The organism is Celeribacter ethanolicus (assembly GCF_001550095.1).
Classification (GTDB): domain Bacteria; phylum Pseudomonadota; class Alphaproteobacteria; order Rhodobacterales; family Rhodobacteraceae; genus Celeribacter; species Celeribacter ethanolicus.
Map to the genome: position 1 here is coordinate 63,811 of NZ_LRUC01000010.1, position 19,334 is coordinate 83,144.

At 62.7% G+C, this 19,334-nt stretch carries 20 protein-coding genes and 1 tRNA gene; 6 read left to right on the forward strand and 15 right to left on the reverse strand.

The genetic code is table 11. From position 1 onward, the window contains the following. Positions 1 to 90: 90 nt before the first annotated feature. Positions 91 to 288 (forward strand): YgaP family membrane protein, encoded by a 198-nt coding sequence (locus tag NH195_RS04700; RefSeq protein WP_066703884.1) that lies wholly within the window; start codon positions 91 to 93, stop codon positions 286 to 288. A gap of 3 nt (positions 289 to 291) precedes the next feature. Here NH195_RS04700 and NH195_RS04705 read toward each other — a convergent pair whose 3' ends face one another. From NH195_RS04705 to NH195_RS04755, 11 genes are all read right to left on the reverse strand, one after another. Further along, on the reverse strand, positions 292 to 948 hold the full coding sequence (locus NH195_RS04705; protein WP_066703887.1) for a Crp/Fnr family transcriptional regulator: 657 nt from the start codon (positions 946 to 948) through the stop codon (positions 292 to 294). A gap of 29 nt (positions 949 to 977) precedes the next feature. Next, positions 978 to 1,427 carry a DUF302 domain-containing protein gene (locus tag NH195_RS04710; protein ID WP_066703889.1) on the reverse strand — a complete coding sequence of 150 codons (450 nt, stop codon included), beginning with the start codon at positions 1,425 to 1,427 and terminating at the stop codon, positions 978 to 980. Between the two features lie 87 nt (positions 1,428 to 1,514). Further along, positions 1,515 to 2,603: a c-type cytochrome gene (locus NH195_RS04715; RefSeq protein WP_066703892.1), complete on the reverse strand. Its 1,089-nt coding sequence runs from the start codon at positions 2,601 to 2,603 to the stop codon at positions 1,515 to 1,517. Further along, on the reverse strand, positions 2,584 to 3,864 hold the full coding sequence (soxC, locus tag NH195_RS04720; RefSeq protein ID WP_066703895.1) for a sulfite dehydrogenase: 1,281 nt from the start codon (positions 3,862 to 3,864) through the stop codon (positions 2,584 to 2,586). Before soxC ends, NH195_RS04715 begins: the two co-directional genes overlap by 20 nt. A 58-nt stretch (positions 3,865 to 3,922) precedes the next feature. Then, positions 3,923 to 5,620, reverse strand: coding sequence for a thiosulfohydrolase SoxB (gene soxB, locus NH195_RS04725; protein ID WP_066703899.1), 1,698 nt, complete (start codon positions 5,618 to 5,620; stop codon positions 3,923 to 3,925). A 107-nt stretch (positions 5,621 to 5,727) separates the two neighbouring features. Next, complete coding sequence (soxA, locus tag NH195_RS04730; RefSeq protein WP_096805424.1) at positions 5,728 to 6,591, reverse strand: sulfur oxidation c-type cytochrome SoxA; 864 nt, start codon at positions 6,589 to 6,591, stop codon at positions 5,728 to 5,730. A 64-nt stretch (positions 6,592 to 6,655) separates the two neighbouring features. Then, positions 6,656 to 6,985, reverse strand: a complete 330-nt coding sequence (soxZ, locus tag NH195_RS04735; RefSeq protein WP_066703901.1) for a thiosulfate oxidation carrier complex protein SoxZ — start codon at positions 6,983 to 6,985, stop codon at positions 6,656 to 6,658. A 28-nt stretch (positions 6,986 to 7,013) separates the two neighbouring features. Further along, on the reverse strand, positions 7,014 to 7,430 hold the full coding sequence (gene soxY, locus NH195_RS04740) for a thiosulfate oxidation carrier protein SoxY (protein ID WP_066703904.1): 417 nt from the start codon (positions 7,428 to 7,430) through the stop codon (positions 7,014 to 7,016). Between the two features lie 42 nt (positions 7,431 to 7,472). Then, positions 7,473 to 7,970, reverse strand: coding sequence for a sulfur oxidation c-type cytochrome SoxX (gene soxX, locus NH195_RS04745; protein WP_066703911.1), 498 nt, complete (start codon positions 7,968 to 7,970; stop codon positions 7,473 to 7,475). A 159-nt stretch (positions 7,971 to 8,129) separates the two neighbouring features. Further along, complete coding sequence (locus NH195_RS04750) at positions 8,130 to 8,726, reverse strand: thioredoxin family protein (protein WP_066703914.1); 597 nt, start codon at positions 8,724 to 8,726, stop codon at positions 8,130 to 8,132. A gap of 3 nt (positions 8,727 to 8,729) precedes the next feature. Then, on the reverse strand, positions 8,730 to 9,485 hold the full coding sequence (locus NH195_RS04755; RefSeq protein WP_066703917.1) for a cytochrome c biogenesis CcdA family protein: 756 nt from the start codon (positions 9,483 to 9,485) through the stop codon (positions 8,730 to 8,732). 149 nt (positions 9,486 to 9,634) lie between these two features. On the opposite strand from NH195_RS04755, the gene NH195_RS04760 reads away from it, so the two are divergent. The 4 genes from NH195_RS04760 to NH195_RS04775 all read left to right on the forward strand — a co-directional run bounded on the left by NH195_RS04760 (position 9,635) and on the right by NH195_RS04775 (position 12,135). Further along, positions 9,635 to 10,045 (forward strand): hypothetical protein, encoded by a 411-nt coding sequence (locus NH195_RS04760; RefSeq protein ID WP_338012177.1) that lies wholly within the window; start codon positions 9,635 to 9,637, stop codon positions 10,043 to 10,045. Between the two features lie 22 nt (positions 10,046 to 10,067). After that, complete coding sequence (locus NH195_RS04765; RefSeq protein ID WP_066703923.1) at positions 10,068 to 10,580, forward strand: GlcG/HbpS family heme-binding protein; 513 nt, start codon at positions 10,068 to 10,070, stop codon at positions 10,578 to 10,580. A gap of 73 nt (positions 10,581 to 10,653) precedes the next feature. Continuing rightward, positions 10,654 to 10,998 (forward strand): ArsR/SmtB family transcription factor, encoded by a 345-nt coding sequence (locus tag NH195_RS04770; RefSeq protein ID WP_066704472.1) that lies wholly within the window; start codon positions 10,654 to 10,656, stop codon positions 10,996 to 10,998. Positions 10,999 to 11,079: 81 nt separating this feature from the next. Beyond that, positions 11,080 to 12,135 carry a YeeE/YedE family protein gene (locus NH195_RS04775; protein WP_066703926.1) on the forward strand — a complete coding sequence of 352 codons (1,056 nt, stop codon included), beginning with the start codon at positions 11,080 to 11,082 and terminating at the stop codon, positions 12,133 to 12,135. Positions 12,136 to 12,174: 39 nt separating this feature from the next. Here NH195_RS04775 and NH195_RS04780 read toward each other — a convergent pair whose 3' ends face one another. Further along, a complete protein-coding gene (locus NH195_RS04780) occupies positions 12,175 to 13,425 on the reverse strand; it encodes a glycerate kinase type-2 family protein (protein ID WP_066703929.1) in 1,251 nt (416 codons plus the stop codon). Between the two features lie 102 nt (positions 13,426 to 13,527). Here NH195_RS04780 and selD point away from each other — a divergent pair, with 102 nt between their 5' ends. After that, positions 13,528 to 15,723, forward strand: coding sequence for a selenide, water dikinase SelD (gene selD, locus NH195_RS04785; protein WP_066703932.1), 2,196 nt, complete (start codon positions 13,528 to 13,530; stop codon positions 15,721 to 15,723). 101 nt (positions 15,724 to 15,824) lie between these two features. Here the strand turns inward: selD and mnmH are convergent, their stop codons facing one another. From mnmH to NH195_RS04800, 3 genes are all read right to left on the reverse strand, one after another. Next, the gene (mnmH, locus tag NH195_RS04790; protein WP_066703934.1) at positions 15,825 to 16,871 is read right to left on the reverse strand and encodes a tRNA 2-selenouridine(34) synthase MnmH; all 1,047 of its coding nucleotides are present in this window, start codon (positions 16,869 to 16,871) and stop codon (positions 15,825 to 15,827) included. A 345-nt stretch (positions 16,872 to 17,216) separates the two neighbouring features. Beyond that, positions 17,217 to 17,292, reverse strand: a tRNA-Thr gene (locus tag NH195_RS04795). 321 nt (positions 17,293 to 17,613) lie between these two features. Then, positions 17,614 to 19,317: an ABC transporter permease gene (locus NH195_RS04800; RefSeq protein WP_238379696.1), complete on the reverse strand. Its 1,704-nt coding sequence runs from the start codon at positions 19,315 to 19,317 to the stop codon at positions 17,614 to 17,616. Between the last annotated feature and the right edge of the window lie 17 nt (positions 19,318 to 19,334).

The window sequence follows — 19,334 nt, forward strand, 5'->3', positions numbered from 1 at the left end:
CATATATGACGGATGTGAGTTTGTTACAGACAGACGCCTGACGTCGCAGTAGCGTGGTTCTTGGTTAACCAAGACTCACTGGAGAGTTCCATGTTGAAAAAGAACGTCGGCGGCCTTGACCGCATCCTGCGCATCGTGATCGGCCTTGCCCTCATCCTCGGGTTCTTCCTGAACACCGAAGCTTCGCTGCGCTGGCTCTACCTGATCGGGATCATCCCGCTGGTGACCGGGCTGATCTCCTCCTGCCCGCTCTATTCGATCTTCGGGATCAACACCTGCAAGAAATGATCGTCACCCCGAATGCGCCAGCGCATCGAGCGCTTCGCGATCGGTGAGATAGACCACGCCGCGGGCGGTTTTCACCCATCCGCGGCGCTGGAATTCCTGAAGCTGACGGGAAATCACCTCCCGCGCAGTGCCCAGTTCCGCCGCCAGTTGCGCGTGCGTCGCCTTCAACTCCCCCGCGCCCCGTGACAATCCGAGAAGTTTTTGCGCCAGACGAATATCGACCTTTTGAAAGGCGATTTCCTCAATCACATGGAACAGGTCGGTGATCCGCCGCGAATAGGCGGAAAACACGAAATTGCGGAAACTCCGGGAGCGCGCCACCAGATCGTCGAACACCCGGCGCGGAATGGCAACCGCCTCCACCTCCGTCTCGGCAATGCCCTCGGCGCTGTAATCCTCATAGGCCAGAAGGCAGGCGGTGGTCAGCACACAGCTTTCCCCGGCATGCACCCGATAGAGCACGATCTCGCGCCCGCCCTCGGTGGTCTGCTGCACCCGCACAGTGCCTTCGAGCAGCATGAGAAGGTTCTCCGGGCTTTTGCCCGGCCCGAACAGCACCGTGTTTTCCGGCAGGTGCACGATCTGCGACTGGCTCACGAGGCGCTCGCGCACCTTCGGCTCCAACGCCGCCAGACCGGAAAAACGGTCGATCCAATCCATCCTGTGCCCCTTTGCTTCAAGGGGTCTTCTTAAAAGCTTGTCGCCTCTTCCACAATCTCTGTCAGCAAATCCTCGACCGCCTGCATCGGCCCCTCGGGGTAATCGCGGAAACCGATGGTGACCTTGCCCGCCCGATCCGCCACGAAGATCGAATAGGGGCAATGCACGATGTTCATCGGATCGGCCTCCATCACCTGCCGCGACACGGTGGCCGAGCAGAACAGGAACACATCCGCCGCATCGAACAACACGACGTCGGAACCGACATCCTCGCGGGTCCGCTCCAGCATCTCGCCGGTGTGGCTACGGTAGTCGATCACCAGGCCCTTCGAGATGATCGCATCCTCGACGGCAAAAGCCGCGTCCTCGAACGTGCCGTCATAATCGAAGGTGATCGCCTGATCGTTCGCCAGAACCGGCGCGCCGAAACCTGCGCCGGTCGCGAGTGCCAAAAGCACCGCCAAAGCTTTGGTGTTCATGAGAAATCCTCCCTGTTTTTCCGATGATACCATGGAAAAGGGGCGGCACCCAGTTCGGATGCCGCCCCCCTGTTCGCGCAGGATGTCTTACTGCGACACGGATTTGAGATATTCGATCACCGCGGCAATCTCTTCGTCCTTTTTCAGCCCGGCGAAGGTCATCTTGGTCTTCGGGAACATCGCCTTCGGCTTGTGCAGATATGCGGTCAGGTTCTCCTCGGTCCAGATGAAGCCCTCGGCATGGGCATCCGTGAAGTCCTTGGAATATTTGAACCCTTCGATATGGGTGATCGGGGCCCCGACCACACCATTGAGCACCGGACCGGTCTTGTTCTTGGCCCCCTCACCGACCTGGTGACAGGCGGCGCATTTCTTGAAGACCTTCTCGCCTTTCCCGGCCAGCTCCGGATCGAAGGACATCGTCGCCATCTCAACGGGCGCCTGTTCCGCGGCGGGCTCCGCCGTGGCCTCTTCGACCGCAGGCGTCTCGACAGCCTTCTCGACGACGGAGGCGGCTTCGGTCACGGTTTCCGCGCCCGCTTCCTCCGGCGTCACGTCAAGAACGGTCGCGCGTTTGGTGATCTCGACCGTGTCCTTGCAGTTCTCGTAACAGGCATTCGCCTCGGTGAAGATGGTGTATTCCGTTTCCGGGCGATCATCGACGACAAAGCCCCCGGCGTTCGGCATCTCCACCTCAAGGAAGTTCTCGTTCGACAGCACGAAATCGTCGTCCACGATATAGTTCGAGTAGAGCAGATAGGCGGTGATCGCATAGACGTCGTCGTCGGACATGGTCTGCGCATTGCCGAAGGGCATGGAGCGGCGGACATAATCGTAGACGGTCGAGAGATACGGCCAGTAAGAGCCGATGGTCTTCAACGGGTCCTTGTCCGCCAGCGTGCCGTCGCCCCCCGCCAGTTTCGGCCAGTTGTCGACGCCTTCCGCGAACTCGCCATGACAGACGGCACAGTTCTCGGAAAAAATCATCTCACCGTCTTCGACCGAGCCGGAGCCGATGGGCAAACCCTCGCCATTGGGGGAAATATCGTGGTTCCACGCCGCGATTTCTTCGGGCAGAGCTGCGCGGCCAAGGCCGAGTTTTTCCGCGAAAGCCGGCATCGCCAGCGCGGCGGAGAGGGCGGTTGTGAGGATCAGTTTAGGAAGAAACTTCGACATTTTCCGCCTCCCCGTTCGTTTTGACATGCCAGGTCTGGATACAGTTGTTGTGATAGACGGAGTTCTCGCCGCGCACGTCGCGCAGTTGCGCTTTGGTCGGCTGAACATAGCCCGTGTCGTCATGGGCGCGCGACTGGAGCAGCATCTCTTCGCCATCCCATGTGGTGTCGAGATAGAAGCGGGTGAGCGCCATCGACTGGCCCTCATTGGCAAGCCGCGCCTTCTGCCAGGTCTTGCCGCCGTCCATCGAAACATCAACGCCGGTGATGGCGCCCCGCCCGGACCACGCAAGCCCCGTGATCACCAGCGGGCCTTTGCCGTGCTTGATCGGCGATTGCGGGCTGGGCGAGGTCACCACGGATTTCGCATCCATGACCCAGGTCCATTTGCGCGAGGTGCCGTCCGCGAGCGTGTCGGTGTATTTCGAGGTTTCCTCACGCGACTGAATGGCCTGCGCGGTGACTTCGATGCGGCGCAGCCATTTCACCCACATGTTGCCTTCCCAACCGGGCACGACCAGACGCACCGGATAGCCATGCTCCATGCGCAGCGCTTCACCATTGGCCTTGAACGCGATCATGCAATCATCGAGCGCCTTTTCCATCGGGATCGAGCGCCCGTTCGACGACGCATCCGCGCCCTCGACATAGACCCATTTGTCCTTGAGATCGCCCGCAGCCCCAAGCCCCGCCTCTTCGAGAAGCGTGCGCAGCGTGACGCCGGTGTATTCCATGTTGTGGATCATGCCATGGGTGAACTGCGCGCCATTCAACTGCGCCCCCGCCCATTCCATACCCGTGTTGGCCGCGCATTCGAGGAAGAACGTCTTGTTCACCCGCGGGAAGCGTTCGAGATCTTCATAGCTAAAGACCAAAGGCGTATCGACCAAGCCGTTGATCATCAAACGATAATCTTCTTTCTTGAGCTCAATCGCACCGGAGTGGTGTCGCTCGAAAGCACAGCCCTGCGGCGTGATCGTCCCGTCGAGCGCATGGATCGGCGTAAAGTTGATCGAGGAAATCGGATCGGCCGTCAGCCAGGGCACGTTGCGGCGAATGACATCGCCCTCGTATTTGATCGGCAGGCCATAGGGCGTTTCATCCACGCCCGCACCCGTGGACATGGCCCAGTCCTGTTTCTCGGTGATCAGCGGATCGGGACCGTCTTGGGCAGCGGCCTTGCTCGCGGCCAGTCCGACCCCGGTGGCCGCCGCCCCGCGCAGGAAGGCGCGTCGGCTTTGTCCGTTCTGGGTGTCACTCATCTCTCGTGTCTCCCTCTTATGCGTTTCTGTGCGATTTCATGTGGCGAGGCCCCGGCGCTCAGGCGCCGATGACCTTGACGGAGGTGTTCGGTTCGACGTGAACCACGCCCTGTTTGCGGATGTGATCTTCGACCACGTCCCAGATCTGCGGCCCCTCGGTGCCCTCGTTGACCGAAGCCCAGCCCGCGACGACATAGTTTTTCGCCGGGTCCAGCAGCTCGCCGGTCTTGAGCAGCGTCAGCTCCGAAATCCGCTCGCCTTGCGGCTTGGTGATATCGATGCGGTAGCCAAGACCGCCCATCCGCACCATGTCGCCGCCCTGCTGGTAATAGGGGTCGGGGTTGAAGATGTTGTCGGCCACGTCTTCCATAATCGTATGGATGAACTCGCCGGTCATCTCGCTGCGGTAGGCCTTGCCATAGGTCATCGAGGTGGCGTTCCAGATGTCTTCGCGGGTGATCTTGTCTCCCGGAAGCAGCGACGGCCCCCAACGCACACCCGGCGACATCGCGATATCCGCCTCGCGCTCACTCAGAAGCGCGTCACAGATCAGATCGTCCCAAGTGCCGTTGAAATTGCCGCGACGGTAGAGCACGCTATCGGTCTCGCCGATCACCTCGGACATCGCCTCTTCATAGGGCGCGCGCTGCTCATTGATCAGGGCGGACACCTCTTTGTCCGGCTCGATCACGTCGGAGAAGATCGGGATGAGTTTATGGCGGAAGCCCATCATGCGACCGTCGCGCACGTCCAGATCGACGCGAGAGACGAATTTGCCGTTGGACCCGGACGCGATGATGATCGTCTCGCCGACCAGAACCGGCTCCGGCAGCGCATCATGGGTGTGGCCGGAGAGCACGACGTCGATGCCCTTGACGAGGCTCGCCATTTTCTTGTCCACGTCGAAGCCGTTGTGCGACAGCAGCACGACCAGCTCCGCGCCCATGCCGCGCACCTCGTCGACCACTTCCTGCATCCGCTCGGTGCGAATGCCGAAAGAGTATTCCGGGAACATCCAGCCGGGGTTGGCGATGGGCATATAGGGGAAGGCCTGACCGATGACGGCGATCTTCACGCCGCCACGCTCAAAGAATTTGTAAGGCTCGAAATCCTCCGCCGGTTCGTCCCATTCGGCGTCGAAAATATTCGCGCCCAGAGCCGCAAACGGCAGATCGGCCACGACTTCGCGCACGCGCTCGGAGCCAAGCGTGAATTCCCAGTGGAAGGTCATCGCATCGGGTTTCAGCGCGTTCATCACATTGACCATATCCTGCCCCGCCGTGTGGTAGCAGGTGTAGGAGCCGTGCCATGTGTCGCCGCCATCGAGCAAAAGCGCATCGGGCCGCGCAGCGCGGATCGAATTGATCACGGTGGCCACGCGGTCGAGGCCCCCGACCTTGCCGTAAGCTTTGCCGAGTGCTGCAAAATCGTTGTAGCTCAGCGCATAGGCCGTGGGCGAATTGTCTTCGATGCCGTAGAGCTTGCGGAAATCCGCCCCCGTGATATGCGGCACCGCGCCCTTGTTGCCGCCCACGCCGATGTTGATCTCCGGCTCCCGGAAATAGATCGGTTTGAGCTGGGCGTGGATGTCCGTGACATGGATCAGCGAGACGTTGCCAAACGTGTCGAACTCCAGAAGCTGATCCTGAGTCAGGCTTTGCTGGGCCGCAAGCCGCGCCCAGTTGCCAAAACCGGAGGCGCCAACAAGGGCGGAGGCGGCCATGGAGACCTGAAGGAAGTCACGACGTGAAATCATGCGTGTAGCTCCGTAGATGCCGCACAAATCCATGAATTATGCGGGAATTTGAATATATCGGGAGAGAGAAAGCCCCGCGCGAGCCATCGTCGGCGGGGCTTCAAAGATCAGTTGCGGACGGACGGCCCCTCGACGGACAGGCCGTTGCCACGGGACGCCACGTAAAGCTCCAGCGCCACGAATTCCGGCGAGCCCGGCGAGAAGGTCTCTGCGCGGGTGTCACGGATACAGCCTTTGAACCGGCCATGAGTGCCGGTCAGCTTGTTGTCCTTGATCCGGTAAACCGGGAAGCCGTTGGTCTGGCCCTGCGACAGGTGGTCGGCGCGGATCATGTTGCCATAGTTCTGCTCGTGGCAGTTGGCGCAGGACAGATCGAGCTGGCCGAAGCGGGTATAGTACATCTCCTTACCCTGCTCCCAAGTGGCCTGGGCCGGACCGTCGATCGCGACATTCATCGGCGTGCCACGCGCGACAGAGGCGAGAGCCGCTTCGAAATTCAGCATGGTGACGCTGTCGTATTTCTGCTTCTCGGCGCCCATCCGTTCGGTCAGACAGTCGTTGATCTGCATCTGGATGGTGTAGACCGCTTCCTTGTCGTCATTCCATTTCGGATAGGTCGGACGCACGGAGGCGAGGCTGTCGACGCCCTCATGGCAATCCATACAGGATTTGCCCTCGGTGCCCATCACCGTTTCGAATTGCTCGAACCCGGCTTCGGCGCCCAGCATGCCGGGGTTGTCGAAATCGTCCATCTCCATCGCCTGGGTCTCGTCGGAGCGGAAGCGCCAACCGGACAGGATTTCGTCGAGATGGCCCTCCAGATGCGCAGGTGCCGTCGTCTTGGTGACGATCTCGATCTCGCCGTTGATCACCAGTTCCGCCTCCTCGTCGGCCAAGGCCGGGGCCGCGAGCACCAGAGCGGTCAGAGCCGCCGCGGTGCGAACGGTGCGAAGCGTGTTCTTCAGTTTCATGCGTTTCTCTCCTCCCTGGGGTTTACGCGCGCCCCCTCCTCCAAGGGCGCGCGAAGAGCCTTGGTCAGGCGATGTCGATCGCCTTGACGTCCTCGTAGACGGAGCCGTCGTCGTCATACCAGGTGAACTTGAACTCACCGGCCTCGGGCACGGTAGCTTCGAATTCGATATAGGGGTTGGTCGAGATCGACGGTTCCAGCGTCACGTCGATCACCGACTGACCGTTGAACTCGCAGGTGAAGCGGTTGATGATCGACCGCGGGATCACATTGCCGTCGCTGTCCTTGCGCTGGCCCGATTCCATCGGGTGAGAGATCAGCGTCTTGATGGCGATGACCTCACCGGCAGAGGCGGTTTTGGGGACTTTGACGCGGGGTTTGACACCAGATGCCATTGGGTTTTCTCCTGAAAAATGTCTTCGCTTAGCCGCCGCAGCCGCCGATGGTGACCTTCACGGTCGCGGCGGTCTTGACGAACGAGCCGTCTGCCATCTTCGCGATCGCGACCACGTCCTGCGTGCCAGCAAGACGGATGCGGGTGGAGGCCATTTGCGAACCGGCGAGCGGGCCGAAGGTAAAGGCCGCCACCTCCGGGGTCGGGTTGCCGGTGGCGAAGACCGCGATGGTTTCCGCGCCCGGAGCGTCCACGGTGATCGGAACGGTGTTGCCGTTCTCGGCGATTTCCGGGGCGGTCAGGGTGATGCCACCCTCGCCGGTCTCGGCGCCCCCGGTGAAAGCGGCGATGGCGTCATCGGCTGCCGCCACGGCACGGAAGGGCAGCAGGGCCACTGCCGTCGCGCCGAGGCCGAGAGCCAGTGCGTCACGTCGTGTGAGATTCATGGTTTGCTCCTCGTTAGAGATTTGGGGAATGCTGGCCGACGATCACTCGTCTTTCAGCGTCATCAGATAGGCGACCACATCCTCGATCTGCTGGGCCGACAGGATCGGCGGCAGATCGGCAGGCGCGGCCTTGCCGGTGTAGGCGTCGCCCGGGCGGTTGAAGCCATCGACCTTGTAGAAGGCCGGCATCACTGTGCCCTCGAAGGTCTTCTTCGGATTGACCACCAGACCGCGCAGTTCGGCTTCGGTCCAGCGTGAGCCCGCGCCGTCGAGCCAGGGACCGACCTCGCCGTGGAACGGCACGTCGGCATAGGCCTCCGCCGCATGGCAGGAAACGCAATTGCCCAGGGACTTTTCCGTCATGATCTTGCGACCTTCGTCCGCATTGCCGGCAGAGCCGGTCAGCGAGGTCTCGACCGCGCCGTAATCGTCGAACTGAACGTCACCGGGTGCGATCTCCGCCGCCGCGACGACCGGAAACGCAAGGACACCGAGCGTGAGCGCGGCGAATGGCTTAAGGCGTTTTGCGATGCGTTTCATGTCTCCTCCCAAAGACTCTGTTTCATTTGCCGCATATCTGCGTTGTTCTTATTGCATACCGTAGCGTGCCAATTTGTCGCAACGCAAGCAACAAATTCAAAAAAGTGAATTTTGCTGCATGTGCATCCTTGAGGCGAACTGAATCCGCCCTAAGATGCTTCAGTTACTCACCTTTAACTTGCCCTGCTCCTGCTGCAGAACCACTTGACGCGCATGGTATTTCTGGAACGGCTCATCGCCATCGTAGCCGTGATCGAGCACCCATTGCATCATGTTGTAGGTGGTCAGCTTGCCGAAGGCGCCGGGCACGGTGGAGACCGCTGCGTCCTTGGCGGAGACGCCTTCGGGCACCTCTTCGGGGAAATACAGATTCGTCGGTGTGAACAATACCCCCCACTTCTGCACCATGTCCTTTTCCGGCAAGGTCTCGCCGTCGAAATCCGTCACTTCGACATCGCCGAACATGTTGATCTGGATGACGAAGAAATTCTCCTCGATCATCTGGGTGATCTCCGGGTCCGGGTAGACCTCTTCGTGCATTTTCTTGCAGTAGATGCAGCCGCGTTGCTCCACCATCACCACAAGCCGCTTGCCTTCGGCATTGGCCTCGGCCAGATCTTCGCGCAGGTCCTTGAACGTGTCGCGCTGCCACGGCGTCTTGTGCAGCCCGTCGTCGCCCATTTCCACCGCCAAAGCGGGGAAAGCGGCGGCGGCCAGCGTTAGAGAAAGAAGGGTCCGTCGTGCAATCTTGAACATGGTTTACAGGCTCCCGTTGGATCCGATTTTCGAGAAAGAGGGGAAGGTTTCGATCATCCATGCCGCGATCACATTGACCGAATTGGTCACGATCAGGACCGCGAAGAGGATCAGGAACACCCCCATCAGCTTTTCCACCTTCGGCAGGTGGCGGCGGAATTTGGCGGCGAATTTCAGGAAGGGCTTGATGAAGAAGGCCGCCACCACGAAAGGCGCGGTCATGCCGATGCCGAAAACCACCATCATCATCAGCCCGCGCAATGCGGTGGCCTCATTCGACGCCAGCATCACTACGCCCACGAGCACACCGCCCACGCAGGGCGTCCACCCGGCGGCAAAGGCCAGCCCCACAAGATAAGACGACCAGACATTCATATTGGCCGTGTCGCCCGCTTGCATCTGGAACTGGCGATTGAGAAAGCCGATGCGGATCACGCCAAGGAAATGCAACCCGAGGATGAACACCAGAGCGGCGGAGCCGATGCGGAAAATGTCCTGATGACTGCGAAACGCCTGGCTGAGCGAAAACGCCGCCGCCCCCAGGAGGACGAAGACCGTGATGATCCCCAGCGAGAACATCACCGACGAGATCACTGCCCGCTTGCGCGCGCCCGGCGCCAATTCGCCTTCGGCATTGATCTCCGCCATCGAGGTTCCGGCCATGTAGGACAGGTAGAACGGCACGATGGGCAGGATACAGGGTGAGAAAAACACCACCAACCCGCCCAGAAGGGCCGATAGAAACGTTACGTCGAGCATATAATCCTCCCAGTGCGACTGGCCGGTTTGACCCGACGAGGCTCCTCAACCCCGCACCGCGGTTGATCCGCGACTTGTGCCATTCACATATTCAAATTAGGTTGAATATGTCGCACCCGTCAATCGGTATACATATGTTGACAAGAATTTTGGCCTTTGCCGCCCTTTCGCTCGGAGTGATTCTCTGCGTTGCCTCCCCTGCCGCCGCCATGGAACTGGTGATGGTGGAGCAGGACGGCTGTGCTTATTGCGCCCGCTGGAATGCGGAAATCGCCCCGATCTATCCGAAAACCCCGGAGGGCGATTATGCGCCGCTGCGCCGCGTCGACCTGCGTGCGCCCCGTCCCGACGACCTCGATTTCAAGGGGCCCGTGATCTTCACACCGACCTTCATTCTGGTCGACGAGGGCGTCGAGCAGGGCCGGATCGAAGGCTATGCGGGCGACGAAATGTTCTGGACCATGCTCACCATGCTGCTGCGCGATCACTCCGATTTCGCAGCGCCGGACGAGAGCCTCAAAGACGCAACCGACGTGGAGGGAGACCGCGCCGGAAACTGAGATCACACCAAGGGAGGAAACAATGAAATCATTTAAAACCATGGCCTTGCACGCAGGTTTCTGCGCCAGCATCATGGCCGTGCCCGCGCTTGCCCAGGAAGACGACGCTTTTGTCACCTTTCAGGTGCTGAAACCGGAATACGCCCAACGCGCCGCCGTGGCCGCGATGGAAAGCTGTCGCGAGGCCGGCTATCAGGTCGGCGTCATGGTGGTCGATCGCTTCGGCATCCCGCAGGCCTATGTGCGCGACCGCTACGCCGGTTTGCACGTCTTCGAGACCGCAAGGCGCAAGGCCTGGACCGCCGTCTCCTTTCGCACCGACACGCTCAGCCTCGGTGAGCTGACCGCGCCGGGCGAGATGATGGCGGGCATTCGCGAACTGTCCGAACCTCTCGCCCTCGGAGGCGGTCTTGTGATTGAAGCGTCAGGCTCTATAGTGGCCGGCATCGGTGTTTCCGGCGCCCCAGGCCCCGACCTTGATGCGGACTGCGCTCAGGCGGGCATCGACGCCATCATGGACGACATCGCGTTTTAAGGACCCAAACAACTCTTCGAGGACACATGAGGTGGACAAAGTGAATTCGCCTTTGCCAATCATTACGGAGAACATGTCCGACGAGGACATGGATGTGATGATGTCGAGCGCCTGCGATGCGTCGCAGCTTTTGAAAGCCCTGTCGCATGAGGGGCGGTTGATGATCCTGTGTCATCTGGTGACCGGCGAGAAATCCGTCACCGAGCTCGAAGAGCTTTTGTCGGCACGTCAGGCCGCGGTGAGCCAACAGCTCGCCCGGCTGCGTCTCGAAGGCCTGGTGACGCCCCGCCGTGAGGGCAAGGCGATCTACTATTCCTTGACCGACGACCGACCGAAACGCATTCTCGAAGTGATCTACGACATGTTCTGTTCCGTCGATGGTGGCCCGAAAAAGGCGGCGCTCAAAAGCGACGCCTGACGACATGTCCCGCGCAGATCGGGAGGATCAAAGCGACGGGCGCATAAACGACGGGCATAGGACGGGCATTAGGGAGGAGACATGCTCGACAGTGTTGATCCGGGGCTGCTTGCGGCCCTCATCGGGATGTGCGGCGGGCTGGTCCTTGGCCTTGCCGCCAGACTGGGGCGGTTCTGCTCCATGGGCGCCATCGAGGATGCGCTTTACCAAGGCTCCGACCTGCGCGCCCGGCAATGGGGCGTGGCTCTGGGCGTGGCGCTCCTGGGCACCTTTACCCTGATCGGGTTCGGCCTGTTCGATCCGTCGCAAACCGCCTATCTCGGCCTCAGATGGTATCCGCTCGCCTCCATCGGTGGCGGGCTTCTGTTCGGTTATGGCATGGCTCTGGCGGGCAATTGCGGGTTTGGCGCGCTGGCGCGTCTCGGCGGCGGCGATCTGCGCAATTTCGTCATCGTTCTGGTGATGGGGCTTGCCACCTATGTCACGCTGAACGGGCCGCTGGCACATCTGCGGGTCACGCTCTTCCCGCCCATGCCCGCCGAAGGCTCCCTGCCCGGTTTCGCACATGCGCTTGGCCAGAGCCTCGGCCTGCCCGTCGTCCCCAGCGGGATCGTCGCGGGTCTCGCAATGCTCGCCCTTGCGCTTTCCTCACGCGCCTTTCGCGCCAAGCCGAAACTCATCCTCTGGGGCGGCGCTGTCGGGCTGGCGATTGTTTCCGGCTGGGCCGGCACCGCATGGCTGTCGGAAGCCACATTCGAGGCCACCCCCGTCACCTCGCACAGCTTCGCCGCCCCGATCGGCGACACGCTCTTCTACCTCATGAGCTCCTCGGCCCTCTCTCCCGGATTTGGCGTCGGCTCGGTCATCGGCGTGCTTGCCGGCGCGGCCATCGGCTCCCTGATCAAGGGACATTTCCGCTGGGAAGCCTGCGAAGACCCGCGCGAGTTGAAGCGCCAGATTTTGGGCGCGTCTTTCATGGGCGTGGGGGCCGTTCTGGCTTTTGGCTGCACCGTCGGCCAAGGGCTTTCCGCCTTCTCGCTCCTGACCTATTCCGCCCCGGTGACCATCGCCGCCATCGTCGCTGGCGCAGCCCTCGGCCTGCGCCAGTTGATCTACGGGTTTTCCTTCGCGCGCTAGAGTTTGAGTATTTTGGGCAGCAAAGGAAACAGTGCTCGCTCAGCCCAGGATCAGCACCTGAAGATCGGCGACATTCGTTCCCGTGGCGCCGATCTGTAACAGGTCTCCGGCGGCTTTGAGCCCACGGTAACTGTCGTTGCGCGCAAGCACCTCCTGCGGGTCCAGACCCGCCTCCCGCATCCGGTCGAGCGTGCCGGGATCGACCAGACCGCCCGCCGCATCGGTCGGACCATCGCGCCCGTCGGTGCCGCCCGAGAGAAAAACGTAATCCCCAAGCCCCGCCGCTTCGGCCAGCACCGCCACCCGCAGAGCAAGCTCCTGATTGCGCCCACCAAGCCCGTCGCCCGTCAGTTTCACCGTGGTCTCGCCACCGAATAGAAACACGCCGCGCTCGCCCGAGCCTTTGGCACAATCGACGATAATCCTGGCCGCCTCGGCGACATCGCCCTCAAGCGGCATCGGGAAGACATGCACCCCATGGCTGGCCCCGCCCCCCGCCGCGCGCGCCATGGCCGCGACCGAAATCTTGTTCGACCCGATGAGTGTGGAGGAACTCTCCGGCAAGGGACCGAGATCGGGTTGCGGCTGTGACAGGTAGGTCGTCACCGACGCGGGCAGCCTGTCCCAAAGTCCGAGGTCGATCAACACCGCTGCCGCTTCGGCCCGCGTGCCGATGGGCGAAACGGTCGGCCCGGACGCAATCGCCCGCAGATCGTCCGACACCACATCCGACAGCAAAAGCGCCGTGACCTTCGCAGGCGCCGCCGCCCTGAGCAAACCGCCACCCTTGAGCCGGGACAACTGTTGCCGCACGAGGTTCATCGTCACAATGTCCGCGCCCGAGGCCAGCAAAAGCCGGTTGACCTCCGCCTTGTCCTCCAAGGACACCCCCGCCACCGGCGCGGGCAAAAGCGCGGAACCGCCGCCCGAAATCAGCGCAAGAACATCGCCCGTCGCATGCGACAGCGCCTCCTCGACCCGAAGCGCGGCGCGCGCGCCCTCGGCATCCGGCACCGGATGACCCGCGGCCAGCACCTCCGCCCCCGCAAGGGGGCTGGCGTTTTCGTAATTCGTGACAACGATGACCGTGCGCGCCCTGACCTGGCGCATGGCCGCTTCCGCCATGCTCCGCGCCGCCTTGCCCACCGCGATGATGATCGGCTGCTCGAAGCTCTGCCCGGCAAGGGCCGCCTCGACGGCCTGACCGGGATCGGCCGCCGCCACACCTTCGAGGAAAATCTCGCGCGCCCGGGCCCGCAGTTCATTGATTTGAGAGGGTTCGCTTGTCATGACCGGATGTTGACACGTTGACCCTGCGGCGTCCAGCGCCCTTGCCAAGCCGCACGCTTCGCGGCAGGTTTCGCAGGACATTGCCCGATACGGAGCCGAGAGATGCATGAGCTTCCCCTCACCCGAGAACTGGTCCTGATCGGCGGCGGACACAGCCATGCGCTGATCCTGAAACGCTGGGGGATGAAGCCCCTTCCCGGCGTGCGCGTGACGGTGATCAACCCGGGCGCGGTGGCGGCCTATTCCGGCATGTTGCCGGGGTTTGTGGCCAAACATTACCAACGCGAAGAGTTGGAGCTCGATCTGGTGCGACTGGCGCGTTTTGCTGGTGCGCGGGTGCTCCTCGGTCGGGCCACCGGGATCGACCGCGACGCCCGTCTGGTGCATGTCGAAGGCCACCCGCCGATCCGCTACGATTATGCCTCCATCGACATCGGCATCACCTCCGCCATGCCCGATCTGGACGGGTTTGCCGATTACGGCGTGCCAGCCAAACCGCTCGAGCGCTTTGCGACCCGGTGGGACGCGTTTCAGACCGCCGCGCGTCAGGGTGAGGTCCTGCCCCATATGGCGGTGATCGGGGGCGGGGTCGCGGGCGCGGAACTCGCCGCGGCCATGGCGCATCGTCTGGGCGATCTGCCGCAGATGGAGATCACGCTCATCGACCGGGGCGAAATCCTTTCCGAGATGCGCGCGCCGACCCGGCACCGCCTGCTCAAAACCCTCGCCGATTTGCGCGTCACCTTGCGCCCGCAAGCCGAGGTTGCCCGGATCGAAGCCGATCGGGTCAGTTTCACCGACGGCAGTGCGCTCGGCAGCTTCTTCACCCTCGGCGCGGCAGGCGCGCGTCCCTATGACTGGCTCGCCGACTCCGGTCTCGATCTGCACGACGGCTTCGTCACCGTCGGCCCGACGCTGCAATCCTCCGATCCGCGCATTTTCGCCGCCGGAGATTGCGCGCATCTCGCCTTCGATCCGCGCCCCAAGGCGGGCGTCTATGCGGTGCGCGAGGCACCCGTGCTGTTCGACAACCTGCGCGCCTGCCTGAGCGAAGGCCCCGGGGGGCGCCTGCGCCCTTACAAGCCGCAAAAGGACTATCTCAAGCTGATCTCTCTGGGCGGCCAATCCGCCCTCGCCAACAAGGCGGGGCTTGTCACCTCCGGCCCGCTGATGTGGCGCTGGAAAGACCGGATCGACCGAAAATTCATGGAGAAACTCAAGGAACTGACCCCAATGACGCCCCCCGCCCTGCCCGCCCAGGTGGCCGAGGGGCTGCGCGAAGAGGTCGAGGGCAAAAAACCGATGTGCGGTGCCTGCGGCGCCAAGGTGGGCGGCAACATCCTCACCCGCGTGCTGCGCGAGCAGCCCGGTGAGGGGCGGCCCGCTTTAGAGCGGCGCGACGTGCTGCATCTGGCGGGCGACGACGCCGCCCTCCTGACCCATGGCGACACCTGGCAGGTGGCCTCTGTCGATCACCTGCGCGCCTTTGTCGAGGACCCGGTGCTGATGACGCGGATCACCGCGATCCATGCGCTCGGCGATGTCTGGGCCATGGGGGCCTCGCCTCAGGCAGCCCTCATGACCGTCACCCTGCCGAAAATGAGCGCGGCGTTGCAGGAGGGCTGGCTGGCGGAAATCATGCAGGCCGCGCGCGATGTCTTCACCGAGGAAGGCGCGGAGATCATCGGCGGGCACACCGCGATGGGATCCGAGTTCTCCGTCGGCTTCACCGTCACCGGCCTGCTGGATCAGCCGATCACACTCAAGGGCGCCCGCCCCGGCGATCGGCTCATCCTGACCAAACCTCTGGGCACCGGCGTGATGCTCGCCGCAGAGATGGAGATGAAGGCCAGCGGGCGCGACATGGAGGCCGCCTATGCCTCAATGGTTCAAAGTTCCGGCGAGGCGGCGCGCATTCTGGGCAATGCCCATGCGATGACCGATGTCACCGGCTTCGGCCTGGCGGGGCATCTCTTGGGCATCTGTCGCGCCTCGGAAGTCGGCGCGGTGCTCCGGCTCGACGATGTGCCACTGCTGCCCGGTGCTTTGGAGCAATCCATGACAGGCATGCGTTCGACGATCTACACCGCGAACCGCGCCTATACCGCAGAATATCAGGGCCCGGAAGGGGCGCTGGCCGATCTCCTGTTCGACCCGCAAACCGCCGGTGGGCTTCTGGCCTGTCTGTCACCGATGCGGGCGGAGAAATGCGTGACGGCGCTTCGGGCGGCAGGCTACGAGGCCGCCCTGATCGGGGAAATCACCGAAGGCCCCGTGCGGCTCACGATCGACGCTTAAGGCGGTCCGCCAAAAAACTGAGACACAGATTTTGGCGGACCGCAGTACAAGATATAAGCCTGACACGCGCCCTGCCTTTTTCTGATTAAAGGCGTGACGCTTTAAAGCTGTTCCATAAAGCGTGTAATGCCCGCCGCCGCATCTTCGCGCGCGGCTACGCTCATATCGCCGAGATCGACATGTGCCAGCACCTCGGGCGCATGGCGGGCGCGGGCTTTCTCGTAGCGTGGATCGTAATGCTGCGCCATGAGCGCCGCCGCCAGTTCGACAACATCGCCCCGCGCCGCCATCTCCCGCCAGGCATCGACCCGCGCATGGCCTTGCAAAGGAACAAGCTGATCGAGCCGCGCCGCCATCAGCTCGGCATCTTCGACAAGATCCGCGTAGGCCTCGGCAAGATAGCGCGCCCGGACCCCCAGTTCCGCGCTCACCTCGATGCGCGGCGCGGCACACATCGCCGCCCAGAGCGCGGGCGGCACCGACAGCTCGCCGATCCGCGAGCTTTCCGCCTCCACCAGCACCGGCCTCGCGGGGTCGAGCCGCGCAAGCGCCGCCGCAAGCCGGCTCTCAAAGCCTTTCTGCGCCGGCTGATCCCCCATGCCGCCAAAGATCGAGCCGCGGTGATTGGCAATGCCTTCGAGATCGAGCACCTGCCCGTCCCGCGCCGCCACCCGCTGCAACAGATCGGTCTTGGCCGTGCCCGTGTTGCCGTCGATCAGCACGAAACGATGCGGCAGCAGCGTGTCGTGCAACATACCGATCACCGCCTTGCGCCAGCTCTTATAGCCGCCGTCCACCACCTCCACCCGCCAGCCGATCTGGCGCAGGATGATGGCAAAGGAATTCGACCTCTGCCCCCCGCGCCAACAATAGACCAGCGGCTGCCAGCCACCCTCCTTGTCGGCCAGCGGCCCCTCGATATGATCGGCGGCGTTGCGCGCCACCAGAGCCGCACCGAGCTTGCGCGCCAGAAAGGGCGATTGTTTGTAGACCGTCCCGACCTCGGCCCGTTCGACATCCGAAAGCACCGGCAGGTTGATCGCGCCGGGCACATGGTCCTCAGCAAACTCGGACGGCGCACGCACGTCGATCACCGTGTCGAACGGTGCATCAAGGAACTGTTGGACGGTGGCAAACGCGATACTCATAGGGCTTTGTAGCGCCGGATCGACAGGTCGAACAGGGCTATCGTTTCGTTCTGCAAAGCGGGCCCCGGCCCGTCACATGGTACTGCACGAAACCCAACGCCCGCGACTTCTGGAGCATAGCTTTGTGCTTCATGCTGTGTCCAGCGGTGTGCCACTACATCTGATTCAGCCTTGGTTGGGTCACACGCATGGAGCCAGTAAGTGGCCGGGTATGAAAACTACCGTTGCCCTCTCGCCACGCCGAGATTCTTCCCGCCGCGTGCTTCCGTATTGCTTCCGTTTTTCAAAACGGAGCAAACGTGAACGCGTCAATATTGCGCAACATATTGATTTTATTGATAAGAATGGTGCCCCCACACGGACTCGAACCGCGGACCTACTGATTACAAATCAGTTGCTCTACCAGCTGAGCTATAGGGGCACTCAGGCGCCCATTTAAGCGTGCAACCAGGGACGCGCAAGCGATTTGTCGTTCTTTCAGCCAGCGCCCTCTCCAGTACCACCCGATTTCCGCCGGCACGGCGTGCGGCATCGAATGCCCGGTGCGCGGTCGCCATACAGGAGATCAGGCCTCTGTGGGCCCGGCACGTTCCGCCGATCGAAACTGTCAGGGCAGCGGCCCGGAAAATCAGACCAACCGCAAGGCTCAATAGAGATCTGACACGCCCGACCCCCTCGGCTTACTCCGCACGAACATGGCATGAGCAAAGCAGGATTGGGTTACAACTTGCTTAATGACCGCTTACGTCAGGTCCGAGGCATTCTCGGACCGGGCCAGCAGGAGCACGGCGACCAGCCCGACGGAAATCACCAGAAGGGCTGCGGGAGAGGCCGCTTCGAGCTGTTCGAGCGAGGCTTTCTCGAACACCCGCGTCGCCAGCGTGTTGTAGTTAAACGGCCGCAGCAGCAGCGTCGCGGGCAGTTCCTTGACGCAATCGACGAAGACCAGCAAAAGCGCCGTGCCGACCGAACCGCGGATCAGGGGCACATAGACCCGGCGCAGGGTGCCGCCAAGCGTCTGGCCAAGCGAGCGTGCCGCCATCGGCAGCGAGGGCGCCACCCGGCCCAGAGCGGCATCGGTCGCGCCTTGGGCAATGGCAAAGAAGCGCACGACATAGGCAAAGACGATGGCAAAGGCCGTGCCGGTCATCAAAAGACCCGGATCGCGTCCGGTCAGCGCCGCGATGCCGTCGGCCAGAATGTGATCGAGACCGGCGAGCGGAAACAGGATGCCGATGCCCAGCACCGCTCCCGGCGCAGCATAGCCCAGCGTGGTGAAGGGCAGCACCAGACGCGGCAGTTTGCGCCCGGTGAGCCGCACGCCGTACACCATGAAGAGCGCGGCAATAACCGTGAGGATCGCGGCGGAACCTGCCACGGTCAGCGTGTTGGTCAAAGCCTGCAAAAGCCCGGGCTCCAGCCATTGCTCCAGCTCGCCCAGCGCATGGTGCAGGATAACGCCGACGGGCAGGATGAACCCCACCGCGAAGGGCACGACACAGAGCGCCAGTGCCAGCAACCCCTGCCAGCCCGTCAGCCGGATCGGCGAAATCGGTCGGGCCTGACGCGCGCCTTGCGAATAGCGCGCCCGCCCGCGCGAAGATTTCTCCAGTGCGACCAGAAGGAACACGACGACCAGCACCACGGAGGCAATCTGCGCCGCACCGCCGGCGTTACCGCCTTCGAGCCAGGTCGAGAAAATCCCGGTGGTCAGGGTCTGCACCGAGAAATAGCTCACCGTGCCGTAATCCGACACGGTCTCCATCATCACGATAGCAGTCCCCGCCGCAATCGCCGGGCGCGCAAGCGGCAGGCCGACGCGCCAGAAGCGTTCGAACGGCCCCGCCCCCAATGCGCGGGCGGTTTCATAGACCGAGCCGGATTGCTCGCGAAACGCCGCGCGGGTCATGAGAAACACATAGGGCGTAAGAGCGGCGGCCAGAACGATGATCGAAAAGCCCAGAGAACGCACCTCCGGGAACCAATAATCGCGCGAGGTCTGCCAGCCGAACAGCTCGCGCATCAGGGTCTGCACCGGCCCGGCATATTCGAGAAAATCGACCAGGGCATAGGCACCGACATAGGCCGGGATCGCCAAGGGCAGAAGCAACAGCCATTCAAACGCGCGCGAGAAGGGAAAGCGATACATGGTCACGAGCCAGGCGGCACCGGTGCCAACACAGGCGGCCAGAAGCGCGACCCCAAAGGCCAGAAGCGCCGTGGTCAGCATGTAACGCGGCAGGGTGGTGGCCAGAAGATGCGGCCAGATGTTCACGCTCGGGTGGAACGCGATCCAGACCACGGAGATCAGCGGCATCAGCACCAGAGCCGCGATGACAAAGGCCCCGACCGACCAGGGCGACAGGCGCGCCACGCGCGCGAGCCCGTGGTGACGGGCGTTCGGGCGGGCATCGCAGGCCGGAGGCTGAGTCATTTGGTCGGTCATTCTTCCGGCTTACTGCC

Excerpts from the sequence above, each read along its gene's own strand:
- NH195_RS04700 (WP_066703884.1), top strand. The coding sequence starts at position 91 with ATGTTGAAAAAGAACGTCGGCGGCCTTGACCGCATCCTGCGCATCGTG.
- NH195_RS04800 (WP_238379696.1), bottom strand. The coding sequence starts at position 19,317 with ATGACCGACCAAATGACTCAGCCTCCGGCCTGCGATGCCCGCCCGAAC.
- NH195_RS04750 (WP_066703914.1), bottom strand. The coding sequence starts at position 8,726 with ATGTTCAAGATTGCACGACGGACCCTTCTTTCTCTAACGCTGGCCGCC.
- selD (WP_066703932.1), top strand. The coding sequence starts at position 13,528 with ATGCATGAGCTTCCCCTCACCCGAGAACTGGTCCTGATCGGCGGCGGA.
- soxA (WP_096805424.1), bottom strand. The coding sequence starts at position 6,591 with ATGAAACTGAAGAACACGCTTCGCACCGTTCGCACCGCGGCGGCTCTG.
- soxZ (WP_066703901.1), bottom strand. The coding sequence starts at position 6,985 with ATGGCATCTGGTGTCAAACCCCGCGTCAAAGTCCCCAAAACCGCCTCT.
- NH195_RS04765 (WP_066703923.1), top strand. The coding sequence starts at position 10,068 with ATGAAATCATTTAAAACCATGGCCTTGCACGCAGGTTTCTGCGCCAGC.
- NH195_RS04775 (WP_066703926.1), top strand. The coding sequence starts at position 11,080 with ATGCTCGACAGTGTTGATCCGGGGCTGCTTGCGGCCCTCATCGGGATG.
- soxX (WP_066703911.1), bottom strand. The coding sequence starts at position 7,970 with ATGAAACGCATCGCAAAACGCCTTAAGCCATTCGCCGCGCTCACGCTC.
- mnmH (WP_066703934.1), bottom strand. The coding sequence starts at position 16,871 with ATGAGTATCGCGTTTGCCACCGTCCAACAGTTCCTTGATGCACCGTTC.
- NH195_RS04780 (WP_066703929.1), bottom strand. The coding sequence starts at position 13,425 with ATGACAAGCGAACCCTCTCAAATCAATGAACTGCGGGCCCGGGCGCGC.
- NH195_RS04710 (WP_066703889.1), bottom strand. The coding sequence starts at position 1,427 with ATGAACACCAAAGCTTTGGCGGTGCTTTTGGCACTCGCGACCGGCGCA.
- NH195_RS04715 (WP_066703892.1), bottom strand. The coding sequence starts at position 2,603 with ATGTCGAAGTTTCTTCCTAAACTGATCCTCACAACCGCCCTCTCCGCC.
- soxC (WP_066703895.1), bottom strand. The coding sequence starts at position 3,864 with ATGAGTGACACCCAGAACGGACAAAGCCGACGCGCCTTCCTGCGCGGG.
- soxY (WP_066703904.1), bottom strand. The coding sequence starts at position 7,430 with ATGAATCTCACACGACGTGACGCACTGGCTCTCGGCCTCGGCGCGACG.
- NH195_RS04770 (WP_066704472.1), top strand. The coding sequence starts at position 10,654 with ATGTCCGACGAGGACATGGATGTGATGATGTCGAGCGCCTGCGATGCG.
- soxB (WP_066703899.1), bottom strand. The coding sequence starts at position 5,620 with ATGATTTCACGTCGTGACTTCCTTCAGGTCTCCATGGCCGCCTCCGCC.
- NH195_RS04705 (WP_066703887.1), bottom strand. The coding sequence starts at position 948 with ATGGATTGGATCGACCGTTTTTCCGGTCTGGCGGCGTTGGAGCCGAAG.
- NH195_RS04755 (WP_066703917.1), bottom strand. The coding sequence starts at position 9,485 with ATGCTCGACGTAACGTTTCTATCGGCCCTTCTGGGCGGGTTGGTGGTG.